This window comes from Sporosarcina cascadiensis (genome assembly GCF_009650995.1).
Taxonomy (GTDB): Bacteria; Bacillota; Bacilli; order Bacillales_A; family Planococcaceae; genus Sporosarcina; species Sporosarcina cascadiensis.
Genome location: NZ_WHVV01000001.1, coordinates 1 through 23,609, shown reverse-complemented (window position 1 = coordinate 23,609; position 23,609 = coordinate 1). Strand labels below are relative to the sequence as shown.

The following is a 23,609-nucleotide window of genomic DNA, read 5'->3' as shown; positions in this document are numbered from 1 at the left end:
GTAGCTGGATAAAATAAAAGCGGAAAGCGTCGTTTAGTCTCGACAGGCACTGAATATCTAAATTAAGAAAAACTACGAAAAAGGTATTAAAAATTACGTATTATATCGATAGGAAGGGCTGCATATGCTCAATTGGATTAGGTTTTTATCCGTCTTTTTACTAACCCTTTTTGTCACGATTACGATCATTGTCTTCTATCAGGCGGAAAAACCATTTGCTTCTTCACGTGATGCAGCAATCGATCTTGCCCGTCAGGAAGGAAAGCTCCAAACGGTCGACCGCGCAGATGTATATCATGGCACTGCTTCATTGGTTTCAGTTTATGGAATAGATGAAGAAGGGAAAGACAAAATTTTGTTAGTGGATGAACAGGCAGGTAAAGTCATTCGCAGTGTTACACCCAAAAAAGGTATTACAAAGCAAGAAGCTGCAGACATCGTAAAAAAAGAGGACAAAGTCAAGAAGATTCTTCATTCATCACTTGGACAGGAAAAAGAGAACTTATTCTGGGAAGTGGCGTATATCGGGGAAGATGACAGCTTGAATTACGTTTATCTGAACTTTACGGATGGCGAGTGGCGGAAGCGGATTATGAATTTATAGATGAGAATGGAATCAGGATTAAAGGGGAGCGGACAATTTGAGAAAACAATTGGCATCTAGAGTAAAAACGTTAGCACCATCTACAACATTGGCGATTACTGCGAAAGCAAAAGAAATGAAAGAATCGGGCATCGATGTAGTCGGATTGGGAGCAGGCGAACCTGACTACAACACACCTAAAAACATTATAGGTGCAGCGTATCAATCGATGAAAGATGGCAAGACAAAATATACTCCATCCGGCGGACTTCCGGTATTAAAAGATGCGATAATTGGCAAATTGAAGAGAGATCAGGGATTGACGTATGAGCGTAAAGAAATACTGGTCGGCGTAGGAGCGAAGCATGTGCTGTTCACGCTGTTCCAGGTACTTCTTGACAAAGACGATGAAATTATCATTCCGTCACCGTACTGGGTCAGTTATCCCGAGCAAGTGAAATTAGCAGAAGGTGTTCCGGTATTCATCGAAGGAACAGCGGCGGAGCAATTCAAAGTAACAGCGGAACAAATCGGTCAAGCCGTGACGGAGAAGACCAAAGCGGTAATCATTAACTCACCGGGCAACCCGACAGGAATGATTTATACAAAAGAAGAATTACAGGCGATCGCAGATGTGTGCCGTGAAAAAGATATCTGGATCATTTCAGACGAAATTTACGAAAAGCTTGTTTATGACGGCAAAGAACATGTGTCAATCGCACAGCTGTCTGCTGACGCGAAAGAGCGCACGTTCATTATTAATGGTGTATCGAAGTCTCACTCGATGACTGGCTGGCGGATCGGCTATATTGCAGGAGATGCAGAAGTAGTCGGCGCTATGACGAATTTAGCAAGTCACTCTACATCCAATCCTGCCACCACGTCACAATATGCAGCACTCGAGGCATACAATGGGCCTCAGGATGCAGTAGAAGTCATGCGCAAAGATTTTGAATTACGCATGAATCAAATCTATCCAAAACTCGATGCGATCCCCGGATTCCATGTGCTGAAACCGGAAGGCGCTTTTTACTTCCTGCCTGATGTCGCGGAGGCAATGAAGCATACAGGGTATGATACGGTGGATGATTTTGCAACAGCTTTATTGACGGAAGCAAAAGTGGCGGTTATTCCGGGATCTGGTTTCGGATCTGCCACTACGATCCGATTATCCTATGCAACATCGATCGATCAGCTGGAAAAAGGCGTCGACCGTATTGCGCAGTTTGTGAAAGATCATTGGAAAGCCTGACAGCATGCCTTGGAAAGTACAGAAGCAAATTTTCATTTGCTGATGAGAGGAAGTTTCAACTATGCAGCAAGATGAACGGCTGAAAATTTGGATTGAGCAGGGAAATGTATCTATTTCCCAGCTCTTTTTTCAACATTACCGGCAACTGCTGATTTCTGACAGTGATGCCATGGTCGTATTGCAGATTTTGTCGTTTCAAGAAGATGGAAATTATTTTCCAACACCTGTGGATATTGCCGGCCGCATGCAGCTGAGTGAAAAGGAAATCACGGAAAGTCTGCAGCGTCTCATGCAAAAAGGATTGTTTGCGATCGATCAGAGCACGGATGAAAGAGCGGTGCTTCATGAACGTTTTTCACTGTTGCCATTATGGAACCGGCTGGCAGAGTTGCTGGTTCAGCAGCAAGCCGTCAAGCAGGAGAAGCAGAGTCAGAATGAAGAAGGAGAAGTCTATTCATTATTCGAACAGGAATTTGGACGGTTTTTATCTCCGATGGAATGTGAAACGATTGCTATGTGGATCGATAAAGATGGCCATACCGCAGAAATTATACGAGCAGCCTTACGAGAAGCTGTGTTAGCTCAGAAAATGAGCTTGCGTTATATTGACCGGATTTTATTTGAATGGAAAAAGAAAAATGTCCAGACGATGAAAGACGTGGAAAGGCAGACACAGGCTTTTCGTCCGGTTGCTGCTGTCGCCGTCAATCAGGCACCGGAAAATCCGGTTAAGCGCGTACCTTTCTATAATTGGCTCGAGGAACGGGAGTAGGAGATACTATGTTGACAAAAACACAATGGCAAGTCTGCCTGCAAACTTTCGAAGAGATGTTTCCGGATGCTCATTGTGAACTTATTCATAAAAATCCGTTTGAATTACTGATTGCGACACTATTATCGGCACAATGTACAGACGTCCTGGTAAATCGTGTCACTGCCGATTTATTTCAGAAATATAAAGGACCGGAAGATTATGTACTCGTGTCCATAGAGGAGCTGCAGCAGGATATTCGTTCAATCGGTCTGTGGCGCAACAAATCAAAAAATATTAAAGCACTGAGTGAGCTATTAATTGAGGAGTATGGAGGCGAAGTGCCGCCGAGCCGCGATGTGATGATGACGCTGCCGGGTGTCGGGCGCAAAACAGCGAATGTAGTCGTCTCGAATGCGTTTGGAGTGCCGGCACTGGCAGTCGATACACATGTCGAACGTGTGGCCAAACGGCTGGGGATGAACCGCTGGAAAGACCGTCCGATTGATGTGGAAGAAAAAATCATGCGCTGGACTCCAATGGAGAAGTGGACACAGACACATCATCAGGTGATTTTCTTCGGCCGCTATCATTGCAAAGCGCAAAATCCGAACTGTCCTGAATGTCCGCTACTGTATTTGTGCAGAGAAGGCCAGAAAAGGATGAAGGATAAATGAATCAGCAGCATGTAAAAGACTCAGTGAAACAGCTATTAATAGAATGGGACAGGCTGAGACCTGATCTCGAAGCGGCCTATGCTTCCCATACACCGGAGAGACTGGATCTACTGCAGTCAGCGATTGAACCGCTTGAACAGCTGATCGAGAGAAGCGGAATGGAAGAAAATAAGTTTACGGGCAAAATGCACTTTGTGCTGGAGCCGAATAACTATACAGAAAGACTGGATTTTATTAAGCTTCAAAATACGAGCCACTATGCGCTGATTCAATTAACGATGCTCTATGAGGAAGTCAAAAAGAAAGCTGCGCGCCTGCGTGTGCAGAAATAAAATCAGGACTGAACTTGAAGATGATTGGTCTTCTGGATCAGTCCTTTTTTGTAGAAGAGACTTGGCAGGCGAAGGAAGCAGAAGCGAACCAAAAGTCAGAATGCCCGCACCTATAATCTAATGCAGCGCGCCAAAACGCCTCACAACCGAGCGTTACGGTTGCTGAACCGAGCCAATCACGGCAATGAACGAGTCAAACCGGCAATCCGCCGTACCTATCTCCATTTCAAAGCAAAAATAAGAGGATGTTCGGAAGTCAGGTGAAAATGACTTCTCGAACATCCTCTTTCTTTAATTGTTGCTATTGGACTGGGACGAGTTAGGGGTCGAAATGCTTGGGCTGCTGCCTTGTCCCTGGCCTTGCCCCTGACCGCCTTGATTCCCTTGTCCCTGGTTATTCTGGTTGCCTTGATTATTTTGATTTCCTTGATTATTTTGGCCGTTTTCATTGCCTTGGTTGTTTTGATTATCTTGTCCTTGATCCTGACCTTGATTATTCTGGTTTCCTTGATTATTTGGATCGGAATTTTCATTCTGATTCCCATCATTATTTTCTTCGCCGTCATTTGGATCATCGCTGCCGTCATCATTATTCTCTTGATCGTCCGGTTCCGGCTGCTCCACTTCCTGATCATCAGCGCCTTCAATAGACAATGTAACCGAAGTGGCGCCGCTCGTGTAACCGCCCATGCTGGCACTGACGGAGAATGTATAGCTTCTTCCTAGTTCGGCGCCTGAGAATACAGCCTGGTCATCGGAAGTGGTCGTGATGTTTTGCGCCGCACCGCCGTCAATCGAAACATTGACGCTGAACTGAGGATCCCCGAGATCATCAAATTCGTCGGGTGCGTCATAATTCCATTGAAGTTCTACTGTGTTGGCGTCTGCATCGAACTGAGCAGTCAAATCGGTAGGGCTCGGCAATGTAATCGTCTCAGGTATTTCCTGCTGAGCAGGCAGCGTGCCTTTAACAAATAGCTCAGAGCTTACCGCGCCTGATGAAAATGAACTGGCCAGAACAATCGGGTCACTGCCTTTGACAATTGTCGCTTCTTCGACGGAGTCAGGCTGTTTAAATTGTCCCGGATTGCTTGCGATACTGCCCATAACTGTGCGGAATAATTTCTGCGGTACATGGCGGCCTTTATCATAGGTCGAAATAGGTGTTACATAGTCTGCATATCCGCCCCATGTAGATATCGTATATTCCGTTGTATAGCCGGTAAACCACGTGTCAGGAACATCTGTGCTTTTCATATTGTGTTCCTTCATCGTTTTTGCTGAATAGTTGGTTGTCCCGGTCTTGCCGGCAATATCCATTCCGCTGATTGCTGCATTCGGTGCCGTCCCTTTTGATGAAAGAACCTCACGCAGCACATCGGTAATCATATAAGCTGTTGAATCCTTCATCGCTGTCACAGGGTCTGGACGTAAATTTCTCTCCGTCTTGCCGTCACGCATCGTAATTTTTGACACGGCATGCGGTTTTGTATAGATTCCGCCATTACCAAACGCTGCATACGCACCAGCCATCTGAATAGTGGAGAATTCGTCGCCGCCGCCTAATGCGTTAGACGAACTAATGTCTTTGTACGTTAGTCCGAGTCCTGCAGCGAATCCTTCTGCTTTCTTTGCCCCGACTTCTTCAAATGTTTTAACAGCCGGGATGTTCCGTGAATAATACAATGCTTCACGCATAGTCAGAGTGCCGAGGAAACGTCCGTCTGAATTGTTGATCGACTGGTTGCTGCCTTTGTATTTATAAGGTTCATCGACCACTTTCTGTCCTGTAGACCAGTCCATAAATTCAATTGCTGGACCGTAGGATAGAATCGGTTTAATGCTGGATCCGGGTGCACGCTTCTGCTCCGCGAAGTTCATGTTGCGTCCGGCATATTCCCGTCCGCCGCCAATGGCAACGATGGCACTTGTTTCCGTGTCAAGCACTGTCATACCGGCCTGCATTTTTTCTGATTCATAATAGCTCGGGTCATCTATCGCCGCTTCAACGGTTTCCTGGACTTTCGGATCCAATGAAGTATGCACAGTGATGCCTTCTGCCAATAAATCTGAGTAGCCTGCCGCTTCCAGTTCATCTAGCACCGCATCTACATAAGCCGGGTATTTTCCATTCGATTCCCGTTCTTCTTCTGCTAAGAGGGTAGATGTAATAGGAACTTTTTTTGCAGCTTCCATTTCTTCTTTTGTGATTTTCTCATGTCTGTGCATAAGCGTCAGTACGAGATTGCGTCGTTTTTCTGCACGCTCCGGGTGTTTAAAAGGATTATAGCCATTCGGATACTGCGGCATTCCTGCAAGCATGGCCATTTCAGGCAGTTCCAGCTCATTCAGTTTTTTGCCGAAGAAGTAGCTGGCGCCAGTACCGAAACCATAACGATTACCGGACATCAGCACTTTATTGAAATACATTTCAAAGATTTCTTCTTTCGTGTATTCTCTCTCTAATTTGAAGGCAAGCCATGCTTCCTGAGATTTCCGTTTAAGAGTTTTCTCTTTATTAAGGAAGGAATTCTTAATAACTTGCTGGGTCAGAGTGGAAGCACCCTGAGACCCAAAGCCGCCGCGCAAATTGCCTAGCACTGCGCCGCCCAACCGATAGAAATCCATGCCGCCATGCTCGAAGAAACGTACGTCTTCTGTAGCCAGAATGGCGTCTTTCATTTGTTCAGGAATTTCATCATACGGTACATAATCGCGTTTTTCTGCACCGAATTTCAGGAAAATCTCCCCGTTTGCATCGAGGAAGTTGGATGTCAAAGGATCTTTCAGTAATTCTTCATCTAAATCTGGTGCTGAACTTGCATAAAAGGCGAACAGTGAAGCGCCGCCCACCAAGATAACGAGACCTAAAATGAGGATTCCCATAATGATTTTCTTGAAAATACCTTTTGGTGTCTTTTTGCGCGGCTTCTTTTTCTGCTGCGACTCCTGCTGTTTCCTTCTGGCCGTTCTCGAGTTTATATTGTCACTCATATTTCTTCCTGCCTTTCACTATCTAAATCTAGTCTTTTTTGCTGTATCCACTGCTGAACCGCCTGTAAATAGTCCAGTCTGGGCTGGTAACCAGTTTCAATCTCAATTGAACATTCTTCAATTTCGCCAAGCGTGATCGACTTCCTGCCGCCGTCTTCCATTCGCTTCCATAAAGGAAGAAATACATCAAACGGCAGTAAGAAATAGCGGCCAAGCGAGCTGAAATTGACAATGAAAAAAGCCAGTCCCGATTGATCGATCACTTGTTTCATATGTTCTACTTGATGCAAATGAATGTTTTGCAGAGGCAGAGAGGTTTTATTTTTCGTCTCTTTTGCTTCGAAATCCATGTAATAACCGTTCCACACGCCATTATAGTCGGTTGTGGAAGGGGTGCGGAAATAAGCTTCTGTAATGACTGCAGCACTCCTTGCGGGATACCGCACATTGACAATTTGTATCGGCACCGGTTTTTTATGGATGACGGCCAGTCTGTGGGCCAGGTAGTATTCATTTGTATCGTTTAACTCATCCTCTAATGACTTACCCCGATTGCTGAATGAATAGTCATGAGTTTTCTTTTTAATTGCAGATACGGCAGGGGTGTACTTTTTTCCGTTTGGATAACGAATTGCCAAATTGACCACCTCGTACTCTCAATCATACCATACACGTTATTTGACGAGTTACTAAAAAGAAAGTTTCACAGGTCTGACATGGATGGGTTCTTAGATGGTTTTGGAATGTTTGTTCGCAGAAAGTGGAGAGACAGAAGCTTTTCTGATAAAATGAAGTCAGTGAACGAATGAAGAAGGAGTTTTTACAATGAGTCTAGCAGAGGATACAAACAAATTGCTCGCCATTTGTGATGAATGTGAAGAGCGTTTTTATACAATGAGAGAAACGGATCACGACCCCGAGTTTTTTGCAGAGGTGAAACCGTACGCAGACCTCAGTCACCAGGCGATTGCCGACTGGGCCGCTGAAATGAAAGAGTGGATCAGTAAAGCAAAGCCAAAATATGTACATGCTGTTCAAGTCGATTCGACAAAAGATGCCATGACACAGTTCGTCGTGCAGTCTTTTTATAAAGCGACGGGCAAGAAGCGGTTCATCTTATCTATTAATGCAGCCCGTTATACGCTGCAAACCGTTTTAACTGCCCTTGTCAATGAAAAAAGTGAGGAACAGCCGAATGAGTAAACTGCATATTCCTGACCTGATTCAGCAGTTGTTTAACGATGCACGTTTCGGTCCGAATATTTCTTATATTGAGACGCAGAAAGAACAGCAGGCAGTTGTGGCCGATTTCCCGCCTGAGCTGCATCCTTCCATTCGGCAGGCACTGGCAGATAAGGGAATTACACAGCTTTACAGCCATCAACGTCAGGCGTTCGATGCGGTGCGTGAAGGCAACTCGATTACTGCTATCACACCGACAGCTTCGGGAAAATCACTTTGTTATCATTTGCCGGTGCTGCAGTCGATTCTGGATAATCCGTCTTCGCGCGCGCTTTATCTGTTTCCGACGAAAGCATTGGCGCAGGATCAGCTGGCGGATCTGCATGATTTAATCGAAGCGAGCGGCGAGAAGATTTTGAGTCATACATATGACGGCGATACGGCACCGGGTTTGCGTTCGAAAGTACGGAAGTCAGGGCATATCATTCTGACCAATCCCGATATGCTGCATTCCGCCATATTGCCGCATCATACGAAGTGGATTTCATTATTTGAGAACTTGAAATATATTGTAGTCGATGAGCTGCACACCTATAAAGGCGTGTTCGGGAGCCATGTCGCGCACGTTATGCGCAGACTGCAGCGGATTTGCCGATTCTACGGCAGCGATCCGATTTTCATCTGTACTTCTGCGACAATTTCCAACGCAAAAGAATTATCAGAGAATCTGACGAATAAAAAAATGGTGCTGATTGACAAAAACGGTGCACCCCGCGGAAAGAAACATTTTGTATTCTATAATCCGCCGATTGTCCATGATGTGTTTGGAATTCGGAGAAGTGCTGTGCTGGAAGTCCGTGATCTCGGTGCGTTTCTTTATCAGGAACATATCCAGACGATCATTTTCGCGCGCAGCCGTGTCCGAGTAGAAATGCTCGTTACTTATATGAAGGAACTGACAAAAAAGAAGTTGTTTGATGAGACGGTGATGGGGTATCGCGGCGGTTATCTGCCGTCTGAACGCAGGAAGATTGAAAGTGGACTGAAAAACGGTCAGATCCGAACCGTCGTCAGCACAAATGCACTGGAACTAGGAATCGATATCGGTCAGCTGCAGGCATGCATCATGACAGGGTACCCCGGCAATATCGCGAGTGCACTGCAACAGGCGGGAAGAGCGGGCAGACGCCAGGAAGACGCGCTCATCATCTATGTAGCGCAATCCATGCCGCTTGATCAGTACATCATCAAGCATCCGTCATATCTGCTCGGACAGCAGCCGGAAGAGATCCATATTCATCCTGATAATATGCTGATTTTAATGGACCATCTGAAGTGTGCTTCATTCGAACTGCCATTCAGTTCAACGGAGACGTACGGTGAATTTGAAGTGCAGGACTTGCTGGCATTTCTCCAGAGCGAAGGCGTACTGCTGCAAACTTCGGATAAATGGCACTGGATGACGGACCGTTTCCCTGCAGGAGAGATCAGTCTGCGTTCGGCATCTCAGGAAAATGTTATCATTATTGATCAGACATTCCCGAAAGAAACCCGTGTCATTGGAGAAATGGACCGCTTCAGTGCCATGACCTTGCTGCACGAAGAAGCGATCTATCTGCATCAAGGAACGCAATATCAGGTCGAGAAACTGGATTGGGAAGAGAAGAAAGCCTACGTCACAGTAGTGGACGTTGACTATTTCACCGATGCCAATCTCGCAGTGGAATTGAAAGTAATCAGTGAGGATAAGAAAATGGACGTAGAAGAACGTTCATGGGCATACGGCGATTTGGCAGTGCTCGCAATCCCGACGATATTTAAGAAGATTAAGTTTGACACCCACGACAATATTGGATCAGGCCCGATATCACTGCCTGCAGAAGAGCTGCATACATCAGGCACCTGGATGGCATTCGATGTACCGGAAGGATGGGACAAAGCCGGCCTGACAGACGCCATGAGTGCGGCGGCTTATACGATTCAGTCACTGATCCCGCTTTTCATCAAATGCGACCGCAGTGATATCCATGTCGTGCCACAGGTGAAAGCCATCCACACACTTAAGCCGACATTTTTCATCTATGACAGCTACCCCGGCGGAATCGGTCTGAGCGAAAAAATTTACGGCAGCTGGAACGAGCTGCTGACAATGGCGGCGGAACATGTGGCCGAGTGCCGCTGCGAGTACGGATGCCCGGTTTGTGTTGGTGCGCAGGAAGCAGGGCAGACGGAGAATAAGTCGAATGCCGAGCAGTTGTTAAGGGATTTAGCGGGCTAATGGCGAAAGTTTAAAAAATTGCTTACATCTAAATTAATATAAAAAAAAGACTGCATACTCAAGATCAGAGTACTGCAGTCTTTTTTGGTTTAACTTCAATAACAGAGGGCCGATCATCACATTGCTTTCTGTACCCGCTCAAACAGCACATTGTTTTCCAAATGAACATGAGTGAAAGTGTCTTTTTCGAACTCCTCGAGGCGTGCGTAGACGAGACGGTACGTTCCGCAGGCTTCTTTTGGAGGTGTAAAGTTATTTGTGATTTCTCTCAGTTCATGAAGAAGCCGTCCTGCACTGTCGTGTTCATTTTCAAGCTCCGTGACATGCGGCTCCAGCTGCTCCTTCAATTCAGCTGTGGGATTTTCCAAAAACTCAAGAATAAGCGGAAAAACGTTTTGATCTTCATCGTCTGTATGATCGATCAGCTCCGCACGCAGTAATTTAAAGATCTCCTGGATGCGCAGCAGGTGGGGCTGTGTGTCTCCGTGAACGCGCGCGACTTTTGTGACATAGGGGGCAAGCAGCGGCAATTCTTCACGCAGTCCGGCATGATATTTCTCTTGTATGTATGTGACAAGCGTTTTGTCGCCAAAGTCTGAAGGTTCCATTTGCTGATGCAATTCTTTTTTCTTTTCGATTTCATGCACATCTGTTAAGACATTGTGAGGATCCAGCCCGCGTTGTTCGGCTGCTTCCTTTAGTGATATTTTTCCGCCGCAGCAGTAATCGATACGAAGGTTTCGAAACAGGTCGGCGCTTTGAGGTAACATCGTGACAATTTCAGAGACATTGAGGTCGAGCGTTATTTGTGACATATGAACTCCTCCTATGAATGTAATTGATAACTGTTCTCATATCTATCATACGGAATCCTTAGTGAGTGGGATAGTAGGGAAATGCCTAATTCATGCACGAAACGGCTATATAGCTGCCCGAGTTTTTTAATAGGATACATAGGCTGTTGGAAAGATGAATAACCTCCTCAGACTTGTGCCAATTATCACAACACTGTCTTGACATCATTCGGCTCTCTACCTATACTTAGGGAGATTATGAGATGATAGCATCTAAGTTTATTACGTTACTATTTTGAGGAGGCAGAAGTAGATGAAAAATAAAAATGTACGCAGGTTCGGTTCTACATTCGCAGTTGCTGGTGCAGTTGTATTAGCCGGCGCATCGGTCGGTGCGGCAGAGCAGTGGTATGCCGACGTTGCAAAGGACAATACGCATTACGAAGGGATTAAGGCTTTGACGGAACAGGGGGTTATCCGTGGTTATTCTGAAAATCAGTTTAAGCCCGGTAATTCAATTGAACGCCGCCATGCAGCGCTAATTCTCGCAAAAATGGGTGATTTCCAGGAACCGTCTAATGTGGCTGACGTCTTGAAACAGTATAAAGATATTACAGCCAACAGTTTTTATGCAAAAGAAATGGCAACGCTTACACATGCGAACGTATTTAAAGGGGATGAAAAAGGAAACTTTAATCCTACTCAGGCCCTGACACGCCAGCAAATGGCATCTGTACTGGTAAATGCTTTGAATCTTGAAAAATACGATAACGGCGAGAAAGTGAATGTTAACTTATCGAATGTAGGCGAGTCGCATAAAAAAGGCGTACAGATTTTAGCAAACCTAGGTTTGACTGATCAGTTGACTGATTATAGACCTAATGAGCCTGTGACACGCGGGGCATTTGCATCGTTCATTCACCGCGCGAATCAGCTGGTGAAGCCTGAACAACCTGAACAGCCGGAGCAGCCTGAAAAACCTGGTGAGGCTGACTTTACATTATCATTGATGCATATGAATGATTCACATGCGCGCGTTGCGGAAATGCCTAAAGCGATTACGGCTATTAAAGAAATCCGCAAAGAGAAACCGGAAGCCCTGCTTCTTCACGGCGGCGACGCATTCTCCGGAACCCTCTATTTCACTGAGTTTGAAGGACAAGCTGATATGGAACTCATGAATTTGATGGGTCTTGATGCGATGGTCTTCGGTAATCATGAATTTGATTTAGGTGACAGCGAAAATGGTCATCAGGCACTGGCAAACTTTGTGAAAGGCGCCAACTTCCCTGTGCTTGGAACAAATATCGATTTCTCTGCAGATCCCATCATGAAAGATATTGTAAGTGAGACGGAATTTACAAGTACTCCTGCATTGGGAGAAATTCATAAAGGGCTTATTAAAGAAGTAAACGGAGAGAAAGTAGGAATCTTCGGATTGACTACGGAAAGTGCAGAATTCGTCTCCAGTCCAAAAGCAGTTAAGTTTTTAGATTACAAAGAGTCGGCTGAAAAAGCAGTAGCTTACTTTGAAAGCCAAGGAGTCAATAAAATTATTTCCCTTAATCACATTGGTTTCGACAGTGATCCATCTGTAGGTAATGATTTGCTGTTAGCAGAATCAGTGGAGGGTATTGATATTATCGTAGGCGGACATTCGCACACGAAACTAGATAAACCAGTAGTCGTCGATAAAAAAGCAAACGGAGAAAAGAAAGATCCTACGATTATTGTGCAGGCTGACCAATATCTGACTCATTTGGGTACATTAGATGTAGAGTTTGATGATAAAGGTGTGATTACAGGCTATGCCGGTGAATTAATCAAATTGAGCGACAAGGCGGAAGATCCGGAAGCGGCAGAAGCGCTTAAAAAGTTCTCTGGTAAAATCGAAGAAACGTTCGGGCAGGAATTTGGAGCGAATCTGACGGTTGATTTGCCTAACCCGAGACACCGCGGTGAAGATAATCCGGGACCGAGCGTACGTGCCAATGAAACAGCACTGGGCAATCTGATTACTGACGGAATGTTGGCAAAGGCAAAAGAATATGATCCGAAAACAGTAATTGCTCTTCAAAACGGCGGCGGAATTCGTAATCATATAGATAAAGGACCTGTTACGATTGGTGAAGTAATGGAAGTACTGCCATTTGGAAATACGTTATCTCTCGTTACGCTGACAGGCGCTGAAATTAAAAACACGCTGGAGCACAGTGTGAGGAATGCTCCGAATGAAGAGGGCGGATTCCTGCATATGTCCGGTATGAAGATGACTTTTGATAGCAGTAAAGAAGTTGGCGATCGTGTGCAGTCCATGCAAGTGAAAGTCAACGGTGAATACGTTGATATCGACATGGATAAAGAATATGTAATTACGACAAACGCCTTTACTGCAAGAGGCGGCGACGGATTTAAAGTTCTCGGCGATGCATATGAAAAAGGCCGTGTAACGGATCTGGGATTAGATGATTGGGTGAATTTGCGTGATCATATGAAAAATTTGGGGACAGTTTCACCTGAAATTGAAGGCCGAATTGTTGATGTAAAGAAATAAGAAATGAAAAAAGTCTTCTGACCTGAATTTTATCGGTCAGAAGACTTTTTGTGATGATAAACTTTGCATTCAAGTCTTATTGCGGATTGCGAACAAGTATTGAGCATTGGTCCCGATCAATATCATTCCGATAATGAAAATAGAAAACAGCTGGGAATCACCTGTCACTGCTGAATAAATAATGAGAAGCAGCAAAGTCAGAATTAATATGAGATTCATTGTGTTAAATGCACGGTAAAGTCCCTCGAGCATAACATGGCGTTCACCTTCATCTGAGACGGCCAGCAGTTTTTGAGAATAATCCTTTGCTGACACATCCGGCAGTTCACGGTCGGGGTAGAGGGAATTGACAATGCTGGAAAGAGTGATAGAAAGAATGAAAGTCAGCGCTCCGATAATAATCGACGAGATCATCAGCCAGGACGGTTGATCTGTAATAATCGCAATTGCAATTGCTGAGATTCCGACAGCCATGGCGGCAGTGACAATCAGAGAGGTGTCGCTGAACCGTTTATATTGCCAGACATCCCTTTTATCCTCTTTTTCTCCTGTCAAATAAAGTTTCGATTTTTTCTTCATCTGCACAATACTGACTGCTGCTGTAATTAGTAATACGGCAGTAATAGCCAGAAGTGCAATATTCATTTCAAAAGCCACAGGTGCAAATTCCAATTTAATGTCTGCAGTCAAAACGGCATACATTCCAAAAAAACCAACTGCTCCACCAATCAGCATCCAAATAATTGTCTTCATTATAATTCCTCCTTATCGAAAATAAAGATTTCCTCTATTGCTTCGTTAAAGATCGCCGCAATTCTTACAGCAATCAGCAAAGACGGAATGAATTCTTCCCGCTCGATTAAGCTAATTGTCTGCCGTGATACTTTTGCGCGTTTTGCGAGCTCTGTCTGATTAAGCCCGTCACGCGCACGCAATTCTTTGAGTCTTGTTCTCAACAGCCCCACCTCTTCATTTAATTGTAACTTAACTATAACAATTTGACAAGTATAGTTGTCAAATTGACTAATTTACATGTCGTCTCATCGTTTAAAAATTAAACGTGTGGTAGTGAAATCTTTGGACAAAAAAGGAATGCACTTTGGCATTCCTTTTTCTCATCCATATGTTTTCTGATGCGCTTTCTTCCGCTTCAGATAATCATCATCTTTTCGAATAGTATCCCAGTATACCTTAAAGATTTCAGCGGACTTTGCTTTCTCGGCATCAATCACGCGCTCTTTCACTGTGCCGTCTTCATTATACTTCCTTCCGCTTTTATGATTGGCATAACGCCGGGCACGTGTATAGCCCATCTGGATAAACTTCCTCGCCATATCCATGCCGATGAAATCATCTTCTTTACGGTAATTTTCAAATAGCTCATAGATTTTTTCGGCGGAATCTTTTGCGATATCTGGTGTTCTGAAACGCCAATGCGGCAAGATTTCGCTTTTATAAGGTTCTACCAGCAGGACACCCTGCTCGCCTTTGCCGACTTTATATAGTTCAGGCTGCTTACGAAGATCCAGGTTTGGATAATCGAGTTCATAATCAAACGCCATACCCGTTCACTTCCTTTTACCATTACGTACCCCGGCGCACAGCTATGAAAACGCTTCATTTCCCAAGAAATAGTCTTCCAAAGTCAGACAAGTCCAAATGTGCTCGCAATCTGCTGAACTATAGTATAATTCATACAAATTATGTATTGATAACACGAGGTGACATCGTTGAATTTTCAACTAAATAAACTAGACTATATCGGGATTGCCATGCATACGATGGAAAGCCCAACTATAAAAGAGCTGAATGATTATGTCCTATGAGAAAAAGCTGATGGCAATGAAGTCGCTGGTAAAGAAATCAGCAGTGGTAAAAGAACCAGTGGAAGTCTTTAGTAAACCGCCTGTGCCATCTTATGAAAAACGATGGCTCACGACCCAGCTTGAAAAAGTGGAGAATGATTTCGGTATCGTCTATAAACGGATTATTCACTATCCGCTGTCTCATATGCATGGAAATATCCGCTTAGGTGATGTGCAGGATAAACTGGCTGATTGGTCAGAAACTGAATATAAACATCCGCTTTCACCTAAAGAAGGCAAGCTGCTGTTTTTTGATACAGAGACGACAGGACTTAAAGGAGCAGGTGCTGTTATATTTTTGATTGGGCTGCTTGAATTGAAAGAAGATGAATTTGTCATGACGCAGTATGTACTGCCGAATCCCGATCATGAAGCGGCATTTCTTTTTGAATCGGAGCTGTGGAAAGAAGGACTCACACTCGTCACCTATAATGGAAAGAGTTTTGATTTCCCGCAGCTGCAGACACGCTGGTCACTGCACCGGAAATTACTTCCGCCCCTTCCCGTGCCTCACCAAATTGATTTACTTCATGGATCGAGGCGTATCTGGAAAGGGGAGATGGACTCTTTCAAGCTGACCGAAGTGGAGCGCAGACAGCTCGGTTTCATTAGAAAAGACGATATTCCGGGGCATATGGCACCGATTATCTATCAAGATGCTGTGAAGAACGGACGTGCAGAAATTTTGATGAAGGTCATGTGGCATAATGAATGGGATATTTTATCTCTCGTTACACTGTTCAGCTTGTCAACTGATCTCATATTGCAGGACAACCAGCAAACGGCCCGGGTCGCAACGAATATCGCGAAATGGTTTCAGGACCTCGGATTAAGTGAACGCAGCTACTCGGAACTTGAGAAAATAGCAGAAGAGTTTGGCAGCAGTTATCCGCTTACGCACTACCATCTGGGATTTTTGCTGAAACGCTATAAAGAATTTGAACGTGCGATTAAGTCATTCGAAATTGTTGCCGAGTACGGTGAGGGCAGAGAACAGGTACTGGCCTGTGAAGAACTGGCGAAATTATATGAGCACCAGCTGAAAAATTTCCCGTTGGCGTATGAACGGATTCTCACCGGGAAATCCTTGCTGGAACAGAATGAAATGCTGTCACGGCGCTTCATTGAGCGCATGAAGGCGGCATTTGCGAAACGGGAAATACGTGTAATGAATAAATTATTTCCCGGGCAAGCGCAGGAACCGACAAAGGAGACATGACAGTATTATCAATTAAGACAAAGAATGACAGGATATGCTATAATGACCGTATGGAATCATAGACGGAAGGACGTTTTGTCATGGAATTAAAGTTAGATTCGAAAACAATTTTAGAAAAAGAATTTAAATCAGGGATGCGCGGGTATAAACAAGAAGACGTAGATTTATTTTTGGATGATGTCATTCAGGACTACGAGACGTTCAAAAAGGAAATTGCACGGCTTAAAGAAGAGAATGAAAAATTGAAAGCAGCAGCGAGTGCAGCACCCCAGAGGACAGCAGCGCCAACTCCCCAGCCGACAAATTTTGATATTCTTCAGCGCATTTCCAATTTGGAGCGGCATGTATTTGGCAGCAAACTTTCTGATGACTGATTAAAAAAAGAACAATTGATTTGGCAACCCGGCCGAATCCATTGTGTGAATGACTATTTTGATGTATACTAAGTAGTACCATAGATCTTATTCAGGTAATCGCTGCAATTTCGATTGTAGAGGAAAGTCCATGCTCACACGGATCTGAGATGACCGTAGTGTTCGTGCTCGGTGAAAAAATAAGCCGGGGCAATGCTTTTGCATTGATGGCGGGAATAAATCCTAAGTCTTCGGATATGGATGAGATTCTCTGAAAGTGCCACAGTGACGTAGTTGGCATGGAAACATGTCAAGTGGAACGGGTAAACCCCACGAGTGAGAAACCCAAATTATGGTAGGGGCGCTCTTCCGAAAGAATTCAATGGAGGAAGGGACAGGCAATTGTCTGTAGATAGATGATTACCGCTTCCAGTACGAGGTGCAAACCGTTTGAGTACCGAAGAACAAAACATGGCTTACAGAATATCCTATGGTTTACATCACAATTAGCTCTCCTACAGTTTTGGGAGAGTTTTTCTTTTGTCTTGAAGATTTCTTGAAAGATGCATATAGCAAAATGTACATAACCGTTCGGCGGAGAATGCCGTAAACGTTTCGAATTGGAGTGTTGAATGTGAGCGAATATAAATTAGTTGCAACAGCAGCGATGGGTTTGGAATCAATTGTAGCTTCAGAAGTCAAAGATCTCGGTTATGAGGGCCAGACGGAGAATGGTAAAGTGTACTTTACCGGAGATGAAGAAGCGATTGCCAGAGCAAATATGTGGCTTCGCGTAGGAGATCGAGTGCGCATTGTGGCAGGCGAGTTTAAAGCTTTTACTTTTGATGAACTGTTTGAACGGACCAAGGCTATACCATGGGAAGAATTTCTGCCGGTTGATGCGGCTTTTCCGGTGGCGGGCAAGTCTGTGAAATCTACACTATACAGTGTGCCGGACTGCCAGGCTATTGTTAAAAAAGCCATTGTAGACCGTCTGAAGTCTGCTTACAAGCGTACGGGTTTTTTAGATGAATCGGGTCCTTTGTTCAAATTGGAAGTATCAATCTTGAAGGATAAAGTGACGCTCACCATTGATTCAAGCGGCACCGGCCTGCATAAACGGGGCTATCGTCTCGGACAGGGGGATGCGCCGCTAAAAGAAACAATGGCAGCCGCACTTGTAAAACTTTCAAAATGGAGTCCGAACCGGCCGTTTATTGATCCGTTCTGCGGTTCCGGTACGATTCCGATTGAAGCGGCTATGATTGGACAAAATCTTGCACCCGGTTATAATCGTTCATTTTTGAGTGAAGAATGGCCATGGATGAATGCGCAGGTCTGGGACCGTGTCCGTGAAGAAGTGGAAGATGTGGCAAAGTATGATCTTCCATTGGATATCCGTGGGTACGATGTCGATGGAAAGATGATTTCCATCGCTCAGCAAAATGCGATGGAAGCCGGCTTTGCAGATTTAATCAGCTGGCAGCAGCAAGACATCCGCGATTTGCATGTGGAAGGTCAAAATGGCGTGCTGATCGCCAACCCTCCTTACGGCGAACGTCTAGGTGAAACAGAAGAAGCAGAAGATATCGCGGAGATTCTTGGCGGCATTATGAAAAATTATCCGTCATGGTCTGTTTATATTTTATCTTCATTGGAAAACTATGAAGAAATGTACGGACAGCGTGCAACGAAAAAACGCAAACTCTTTAACGGGTTTATTCGTACAGATTACTATCAATATTGGGGACAGCGAGTATAAGAGACGAATTAGGAAGAGGAAATTGTCCTCAACTTTCGCTTGTACACGGAAAGGAGTCAGCATGAATACGAAAATTCCATTTCAATTAGAAAAAGACCAGACATTTTTCGAGTCACTGAATGGCTGGCTGGGCGATACATTGTATGATGATTTGACAGAAAAAGGGTTTGAGTGCCGGGACGAACAGATTTATATGGCATTTCAAATTGAACAGGCACTGAAAGACAATAAGGTTTTATTGGCGGAAGCCGGTGTTGGGACTGGGAAGACGATTGCGTATTTATTGCCTGCAATTGCCTATGCGCGTTATACAGGGAAGCCCGCCGTTATTTCTTGTGCGGATGAAACGCTGATCGATCAGCTCATCAAAGAAGAAGGCGATATTCAGAAACTGAGTGAGGCGCTTGATCTGACTGTCGATGTCCGATTAGCAAAGGCACGGAATCAGTATATTTGCCTGAAGAGACTGGAAGAGACGAGCCAGCAGACAGATGAAGAATTTGTTGACTTAGTGGAAGACCAGCTGCCCGATTTTGTCTATGCAGATCGGTCACTGCAGTCGGTATCGCCATATGGCGTACGCTCGGATTATCCTTATTTAGCAGATGAAGAGTGGGATATGATTAATTTCCATCCGATTCAGCAATGTGCTGCTTGTGACATCCGCAACCGCTGCGGTCAGACGATTCACCGCAATCATTACCGTGAGGCTGTGGATCTGATTATTTGCTCACATGACTTCTACATGGAGCATTTATGGACAAAAGAATCAAGATCCCGTCAAGGACAGCTGCCGCTGCTGCCTGAAGTGTCGATGGTCGTTTTTGACGAAGGACATTTGCTCGAGTATTCTGCTCAGCGCGCTCTGACATACGAAGTGCAGCAGCAGACGATTGTGCAGCTGCTGGAACGCATTATGGTGGACGGTATCCGGGAAAAATCACTTCAGTTGATGGAAGTCTTGCTGGATGTCCATGAATTGTTTTTCAAACAGCTCCGCGATCATGCGGCGTATCATGATACGGAACGTCTGACGATCGAGAAAAATGACACGATGCTTTCATTGGCGAAAGAAGCTGTTTCTTTATCGAATCAACTTCTTGAAGAATTCGTCTTCGAGGGCGAACTGTATGTAATCCCTGAATATGACTTAAAAATTGTGGAAGAATACCTGGAGCAGTACATTTACTCAATGGAGCTTTTTTCCAATGAAAATGATGCGGTGGACTGGCTCGAGAACCGGCGCGATGAGAGTACATTACTGATCATGCCGCGGCTCGTGACATCCATCTTGAAAGAGAAATTATTCACCGGCAAGATGCCGATTATATTCTCTTCTGCTACTTTGTCAGTGGAAAATTCTTTTGATTACCTGGCTTATAGTTTAGGCATTGAGGACTTTCAATCGTTTTCTATTGAATCGCCTTTTGACTACGATGAGGTCATGAAGATTCATTTGGAACAGGGAACAAGAGATGAGCAAATTGCCCGCCTGTCACAATTGCTTGAAGAGGAAGAGCAGACGCTGGTCTTGTTCAGCTCCAGACAGTCGATGATGGAAGCATACGAACAGCTGCCGATCGAGCAAAGTGTCATGGCGACGTATGAAGGTGAGCGTTCTTTATCTTCATTGGTGAAAGATTTCCAGCAGCGCAAGGTTTCTGTGTTCTTCTCCTATCATTTATGGGAAGGGCTGGATCTGCCGCATGATTCACTTACACGGGTCATTATTTTCGATTTGCCGTTCCCGCCGAATGATCCATTGTTTGAAGCGAGAAGAGAAGCGGCGGAAGATCCGTTTGATGAAGTTGATCTGCCGTTCATGCTGCTGCGTCTGCGACAGGGGATCGGGCGTTTGATCCGGACAAGTGAGGACCATGGTTCCATCCATGTTTTTGTACAGCCGGACAGTAACGAATTACTGCCTGTCATTGAAAGGGTATTACCTGTACCATTTTCTTGAATCAAATATAAAAAAGCGCACAGACATTGAGTTGACAATGTTTGTGCGCTTTTTAGCTTGTAATTAAAGCAAAGTATAGGTGACTTTAATTTTCTTCATCGATGGTCAGCAGAAGGTTGAGTAATTCGCCGTCTTCAAATTGCACCGGAATTTTGAATGCCTGTTTGAATCCGTAAAATTTAGTTTTTCCAGTCAGTACGGTCGGCGGAGAGATATCAAGGATCATTCCTTCTTTTTCAAGTATCGTACACAGATTGCCCGCAATCATATTGCCGAGCTCGCCTGTGAATGATTCAGCCATTTCCCCTTCGATATGCATGCCGAACATTGCCTGTCCGATTTTATCGATGATCTCGTTAGTCGGTTCTACAATCAAACGGCCTTTCATATTGCCGATCAAACCAATCAAGACACTGATTTCCCTCTGTTCATAAGGCTGCTGAATTAAAGCAGGCGAGAGAACCTGGAATTTTATAGGGATTACTGTGGTAAGCGAAGAAATGGTTGCATTTAATACTTTTTGCACATTTGTAGCAGTACTCATCTGTCGAAACACCCTTTCGGAGAATTAATAGTAGTACAATCATATCACTAATGACGGCTAAAAGCCTATATAAAAATTTGTGAATTAGAATATTAGGTCTGCACCAAGACAACTTGTCTGGCAGGTATTGCGAGAACTAGGCGACTTAGCATTTACAGGTTTCGTTGCTCGACTTTGCAGGAGGTTTAAATGAGGTGTGAGTTTGCAGTTTAAAACCGCTTCGGCGCTGGGGGATTGCCTTACGCAGTGAGCCTGCAGGCGAAGGGCGTGCCAGCAGTCTCACTGCAACGGCCGACCCCGCAGTTGCGCCTTCGCTGCTATGGGGAATGTAAATATGTTGTTTTTTTAAAGGGTGCTAGCTTAGTTGGCGTATTTTTTCTGACTTTGCAAACGTATTAATCACAAGAATCTTAGCCTTTGCAGAATAATAAGTATTGCATGAAAGGCCTCACCTATCGCGATCATCTCAAATAGTATGCTCATACTGCAACTCACATAAAAATTATTGAAAAACTAGCCAGTGTACCGAAGTGGAAGGCAACCTAAGTACGCCGCGTCCTGCGGCAACGGTTGCATGACTCACTTCGTGTGAGCCTGCGGCTAAAAACACTCTGGGAGGATCAGCCCGACAGGTGAGACGACTTGCGGGAGCTTGCGACCAAGTCGGCTCACCGCGGGCCCGCAAGACACGCGTCCGCCTGGAACGAAGGGAAACGGTATCCCTCCACTTACCATTCAATACAGCGCAATCACAGTCAAATTTCAAACTGTTCATGACATAGACTGTCAAGCACAAATTTTGGTGAAGACCCAAAAAAGTTAACTTCTATTTAATTGTCCATTAATGGTATGATAGGGTGAGTTAAATTGAAAGGACGACGATTATGTCTACAAACCATGAATTTTTACAGCGATCTGCCATATACGGACAGATTTTCTCAACCAATGAAGATGATGAAAGAAAAACTAAAACCACTTTGCTTGCCAATAAAATCATATCCAAAGAATATACGATTGCCTTCGCCGGCCACTTTTCTGCCGGTAAATCTTCTACGATCAATGCACTGACCGGGGATGATTTGCTGCCTTCAAGTCCAATTCCTACAAGCGCGAACATCGTGAAAGTACATAAAGCTGATGAAGACTTCGCAATTATTCATCGTGTCGATGGAAGCGCGGTCAAATTCAGCGGTCATGGTTTCTCTGAAGCCGTGAAAGCGTTCAGTAAAGACGGAGCGGCGGTTTCATTAGTTGAAATCGGCCACACGGAATCGAACTTGCCTGAAGGCATTACCGTTATGGATACGCCGGGAGTGGATTCGACGGATGATGCACACCGATTGTCGACTGAATCCTCTTTGCACTTGGCAGACTTAGTATTCTATACGATGGATTATAACCATGTACAGTCCGAAATGAATTTTCGTTTCACAAAAGAATTGATGCGTTATAACAGCAATGTATACTTAATTATCAATCAGATCGATAAGCACCGCGACAGCGAATTGTCATTCGGTGCATTTAAGCAGTCCGTCGAAGATTCTTTCAAATTATGGGGAGTGGAGCCAAAAGGGATTTTCTATACATCTCTGAAAGAACTTGATCACCCTCATAATGACTTTGCGAAGGTGAAGGCGATTGTTGACGGTTCGATTGAACACCGTGAAGAAAACTTTGAAGAAAATATAGATCAATCCTTGCGCAAATTGAAAGATGAGCATGTATCTTTCCTGAAGCAGCAAGTCAATGATGTCAAAGAAAATTATGCTGACACGGTAAACGAAAATGAATGGTCGCAGTATGAAGAGCTTAATCAAGATTTAAAAGAAGCGAAAAAGCGGATGGAGCTTTTATCAGGCGATGAATTTTATATCAACTTTGAAAAAGAGCGCAATGAATTATTGTCGAATGCCGGACTGGCACCATTTGAAACACGCGAGCTATTAAAGGATTATCTTGAAGCCAAGTCTCCGAAGTTTAAAGTAGGGCTTTTATTCGGCGCAAAAAAAACGCAGGAAGAACGGGATAGACGCCGTCAGAAGTTAGATGATAATATTTCAGGCCTTGCGCATACGCAAATTGAAATTTACATGAAATCTTTGATGAAAGAATCGTTGAAGCAAGCAGGGATTTTCACGGATGAACGCTCACTTGCAATTGACGCAATGGATTTGTCGCTGCCGTTTAATGAAGTGGACGAACAGCTGCATGTGGCAGAAATCATTACAGGCGAAACAATTCTCAATTATACTGAGCAAATGAAGCGGGCCATCCATCTGGTTTATAAGCGTAAAACAGATAAATGGAAAGAAGAAATGTCCGTCATCGCAAAATCAGCAGGAGGAGAACAATCTGGACCCCTGGCTGCGGTAATTGAGACGCTCCAGGAAAAAGTGGATGCTATCAAAGAAGTGAATAAATGGCAGGAACGCTTGGAGTGGGTGGATAAAGAAATTGATAACCCGTCTGCTCCGACAAGAATCGGCCGCGATCAATTGCTGGCGGA

20 protein-coding genes and 1 other RNA gene are annotated in these 23,609 nt (G+C 44.5%); 14 read left to right on the top strand and 7 right to left on the bottom strand.

The window, feature by feature from the left end; all coding sequences use genetic code 11:
- Positions 1-124: 124 nt before the first annotated feature.
- From GDZ68_RS00105 to GDZ68_RS00085, 5 genes are all read left to right on the top strand, one after another.
- A complete protein-coding gene (locus GDZ68_RS00105) occupies positions 125-604 on the top strand; it encodes a cell wall elongation regulator TseB-like domain-containing protein (RefSeq protein WP_153720244.1) in 480 nt (159 codons plus the stop codon).
- A 37-nt stretch (positions 605-641) separates the two neighbouring features.
- A complete protein-coding gene (locus GDZ68_RS00100; protein WP_153720243.1) occupies positions 642-1,835 on the top strand; it encodes a pyridoxal phosphate-dependent aminotransferase in 1,194 nt (397 codons plus the stop codon).
- Positions 1,836-1,896: 61 nt separating this feature from the next.
- Positions 1,897-2,607, top strand: coding sequence for a DnaD domain-containing protein (locus GDZ68_RS00095; RefSeq protein ID WP_153720242.1), 711 nt, complete (start codon positions 1,897-1,899; stop codon positions 2,605-2,607).
- 8 nt (positions 2,608-2,615) lie between these two features.
- Positions 2,616-3,263 (top strand): endonuclease III, encoded by a 648-nt coding sequence (gene nth / locus GDZ68_RS00090; protein WP_153720241.1) that lies wholly within the window; start codon positions 2,616-2,618, stop codon positions 3,261-3,263.
- Positions 3,260-3,595, top strand: a complete 336-nt coding sequence (locus tag GDZ68_RS00085) for a YpoC family protein (protein WP_153720240.1) — start codon at positions 3,260-3,262, stop codon at positions 3,593-3,595. The genes nth and GDZ68_RS00085 overlap by 4 nt, the downstream gene beginning before the upstream one ends.
- A gap of 291 nt (positions 3,596-3,886) precedes the next feature.
- Here the strand turns inward: GDZ68_RS00085 and GDZ68_RS00080 are convergent, their stop codons facing one another.
- Complete coding sequence (locus GDZ68_RS00080) at positions 3,887-6,589, bottom strand: transglycosylase domain-containing protein (protein WP_153720239.1); 2,703 nt, start codon at positions 6,587-6,589, stop codon at positions 3,887-3,889.
- A complete protein-coding gene (recU, locus tag GDZ68_RS00075) occupies positions 6,586-7,227 on the bottom strand; it encodes a Holliday junction resolvase RecU (RefSeq protein ID WP_153720238.1) in 642 nt (213 codons plus the stop codon). The genes GDZ68_RS00080 and recU overlap by 4 nt, the downstream gene beginning before the upstream one ends.
- 187 nt (positions 7,228-7,414) lie before the next feature.
- Between recU and GDZ68_RS00070 the strand changes: the two genes are divergently transcribed.
- Both GDZ68_RS00070 and GDZ68_RS00065 read left to right on the top strand, forming a co-directional pair.
- Positions 7,415-7,792 carry a YppE family protein gene (locus tag GDZ68_RS00070; protein ID WP_153720237.1) on the top strand — a complete coding sequence of 126 codons (378 nt, stop codon included), beginning with the start codon at positions 7,415-7,417 and terminating at the stop codon, positions 7,790-7,792.
- The gene (locus GDZ68_RS00065; protein ID WP_153720236.1) at positions 7,785-10,049 is read left to right on the top strand and encodes a DEAD/DEAH box helicase; all 2,265 of its coding nucleotides are present in this window, start codon (positions 7,785-7,787) and stop codon (positions 10,047-10,049) included. Before GDZ68_RS00070 ends, GDZ68_RS00065 begins: the two co-directional genes overlap by 8 nt.
- A 116-nt stretch (positions 10,050-10,165) precedes the next feature.
- Here the strand turns inward: GDZ68_RS00065 and ric are convergent, their stop codons facing one another.
- A complete protein-coding gene (ric, locus tag GDZ68_RS00060) occupies positions 10,166-10,864 on the bottom strand; it encodes an iron-sulfur cluster repair di-iron protein (protein WP_153720235.1) in 699 nt (232 codons plus the stop codon).
- 292 nt (positions 10,865-11,156) lie between these two features.
- Between ric and GDZ68_RS00055 the strand changes: the two genes are divergently transcribed.
- Positions 11,157-13,397, top strand: a complete 2,241-nt coding sequence (locus GDZ68_RS00055) for a 5'-nucleotidase C-terminal domain-containing protein (protein WP_153720234.1) — start codon at positions 11,157-11,159, stop codon at positions 13,395-13,397.
- 69 nt (positions 13,398-13,466) lie between these two features.
- Here GDZ68_RS00055 and GDZ68_RS00050 read toward each other — a convergent pair whose 3' ends face one another.
- The 3 genes from GDZ68_RS00050 to GDZ68_RS00040 form a co-directional block, all read right to left on the bottom strand.
- A complete protein-coding gene (locus GDZ68_RS00050; protein WP_153720233.1) occupies positions 13,467-14,150 on the bottom strand; it encodes a DUF3169 family protein in 684 nt (227 codons plus the stop codon).
- Entirely contained in the window at positions 14,150-14,353 is a 204-nt protein-coding gene (locus GDZ68_RS00045) for a helix-turn-helix transcriptional regulator (protein ID WP_153720232.1), read from the bottom strand. The genes GDZ68_RS00050 and GDZ68_RS00045 overlap by 1 nt, the downstream gene beginning before the upstream one ends.
- A 159-nt stretch (positions 14,354-14,512) precedes the next feature.
- Positions 14,513-14,959, bottom strand: a complete 447-nt coding sequence (locus GDZ68_RS00040) for a DUF4385 domain-containing protein (RefSeq protein WP_153720231.1) — start codon at positions 14,957-14,959, stop codon at positions 14,513-14,515.
- A 253-nt stretch (positions 14,960-15,212) separates the two neighbouring features.
- Here GDZ68_RS00040 and GDZ68_RS00035 point away from each other — a divergent pair, with 253 nt between their 5' ends.
- The 5 genes from GDZ68_RS00035 to GDZ68_RS00015 all read left to right on the top strand — a co-directional run bounded on the left by GDZ68_RS00035 (position 15,213) and on the right by GDZ68_RS00015 (position 20,559).
- Complete coding sequence (locus GDZ68_RS00035; RefSeq protein ID WP_194841002.1) at positions 15,213-16,481, top strand: ribonuclease H-like domain-containing protein; 1,269 nt, start codon at positions 15,213-15,215, stop codon at positions 16,479-16,481.
- Positions 16,482-16,561: 80 nt separating this feature from the next.
- Complete coding sequence (gpsB, locus tag GDZ68_RS00030; RefSeq protein ID WP_153720229.1) at positions 16,562-16,855, top strand: cell division regulator GpsB; 294 nt, start codon at positions 16,562-16,564, stop codon at positions 16,853-16,855.
- Between the two features lie 87 nt (positions 16,856-16,942).
- An RNA gene (gene rnpB / locus GDZ68_RS00025) (RNase P RNA component class B) lies at positions 16,943-17,318 on the top strand.
- A 150-nt stretch (positions 17,319-17,468) separates the two neighbouring features.
- Entirely contained in the window at positions 17,469-18,596 is a 1,128-nt protein-coding gene (locus GDZ68_RS00020) for a THUMP domain-containing class I SAM-dependent RNA methyltransferase (RefSeq protein WP_153720228.1), read from the top strand.
- A gap of 61 nt (positions 18,597-18,657) precedes the next feature.
- Positions 18,658-20,559, top strand: a complete 1,902-nt coding sequence (locus tag GDZ68_RS00015) for an ATP-dependent DNA helicase (protein WP_153720227.1) — start codon at positions 18,658-18,660, stop codon at positions 20,557-20,559.
- An 85-nt stretch (positions 20,560-20,644) separates the two neighbouring features.
- Here GDZ68_RS00015 and GDZ68_RS00010 read toward each other — a convergent pair whose 3' ends face one another.
- Complete coding sequence (locus GDZ68_RS00010) at positions 20,645-21,103, bottom strand: chemotaxis protein CheX (protein WP_153720226.1); 459 nt, start codon at positions 21,101-21,103, stop codon at positions 20,645-20,647.
- 884 nt (positions 21,104-21,987) lie between these two features.
- Between GDZ68_RS00010 and GDZ68_RS00005 the strand changes: the two genes are divergently transcribed.
- On the top strand, positions 21,988-23,609 hold a 1,622-nt coding region (locus GDZ68_RS00005), incomplete at its 3' end, for a dynamin family protein (RefSeq protein ID WP_194841001.1).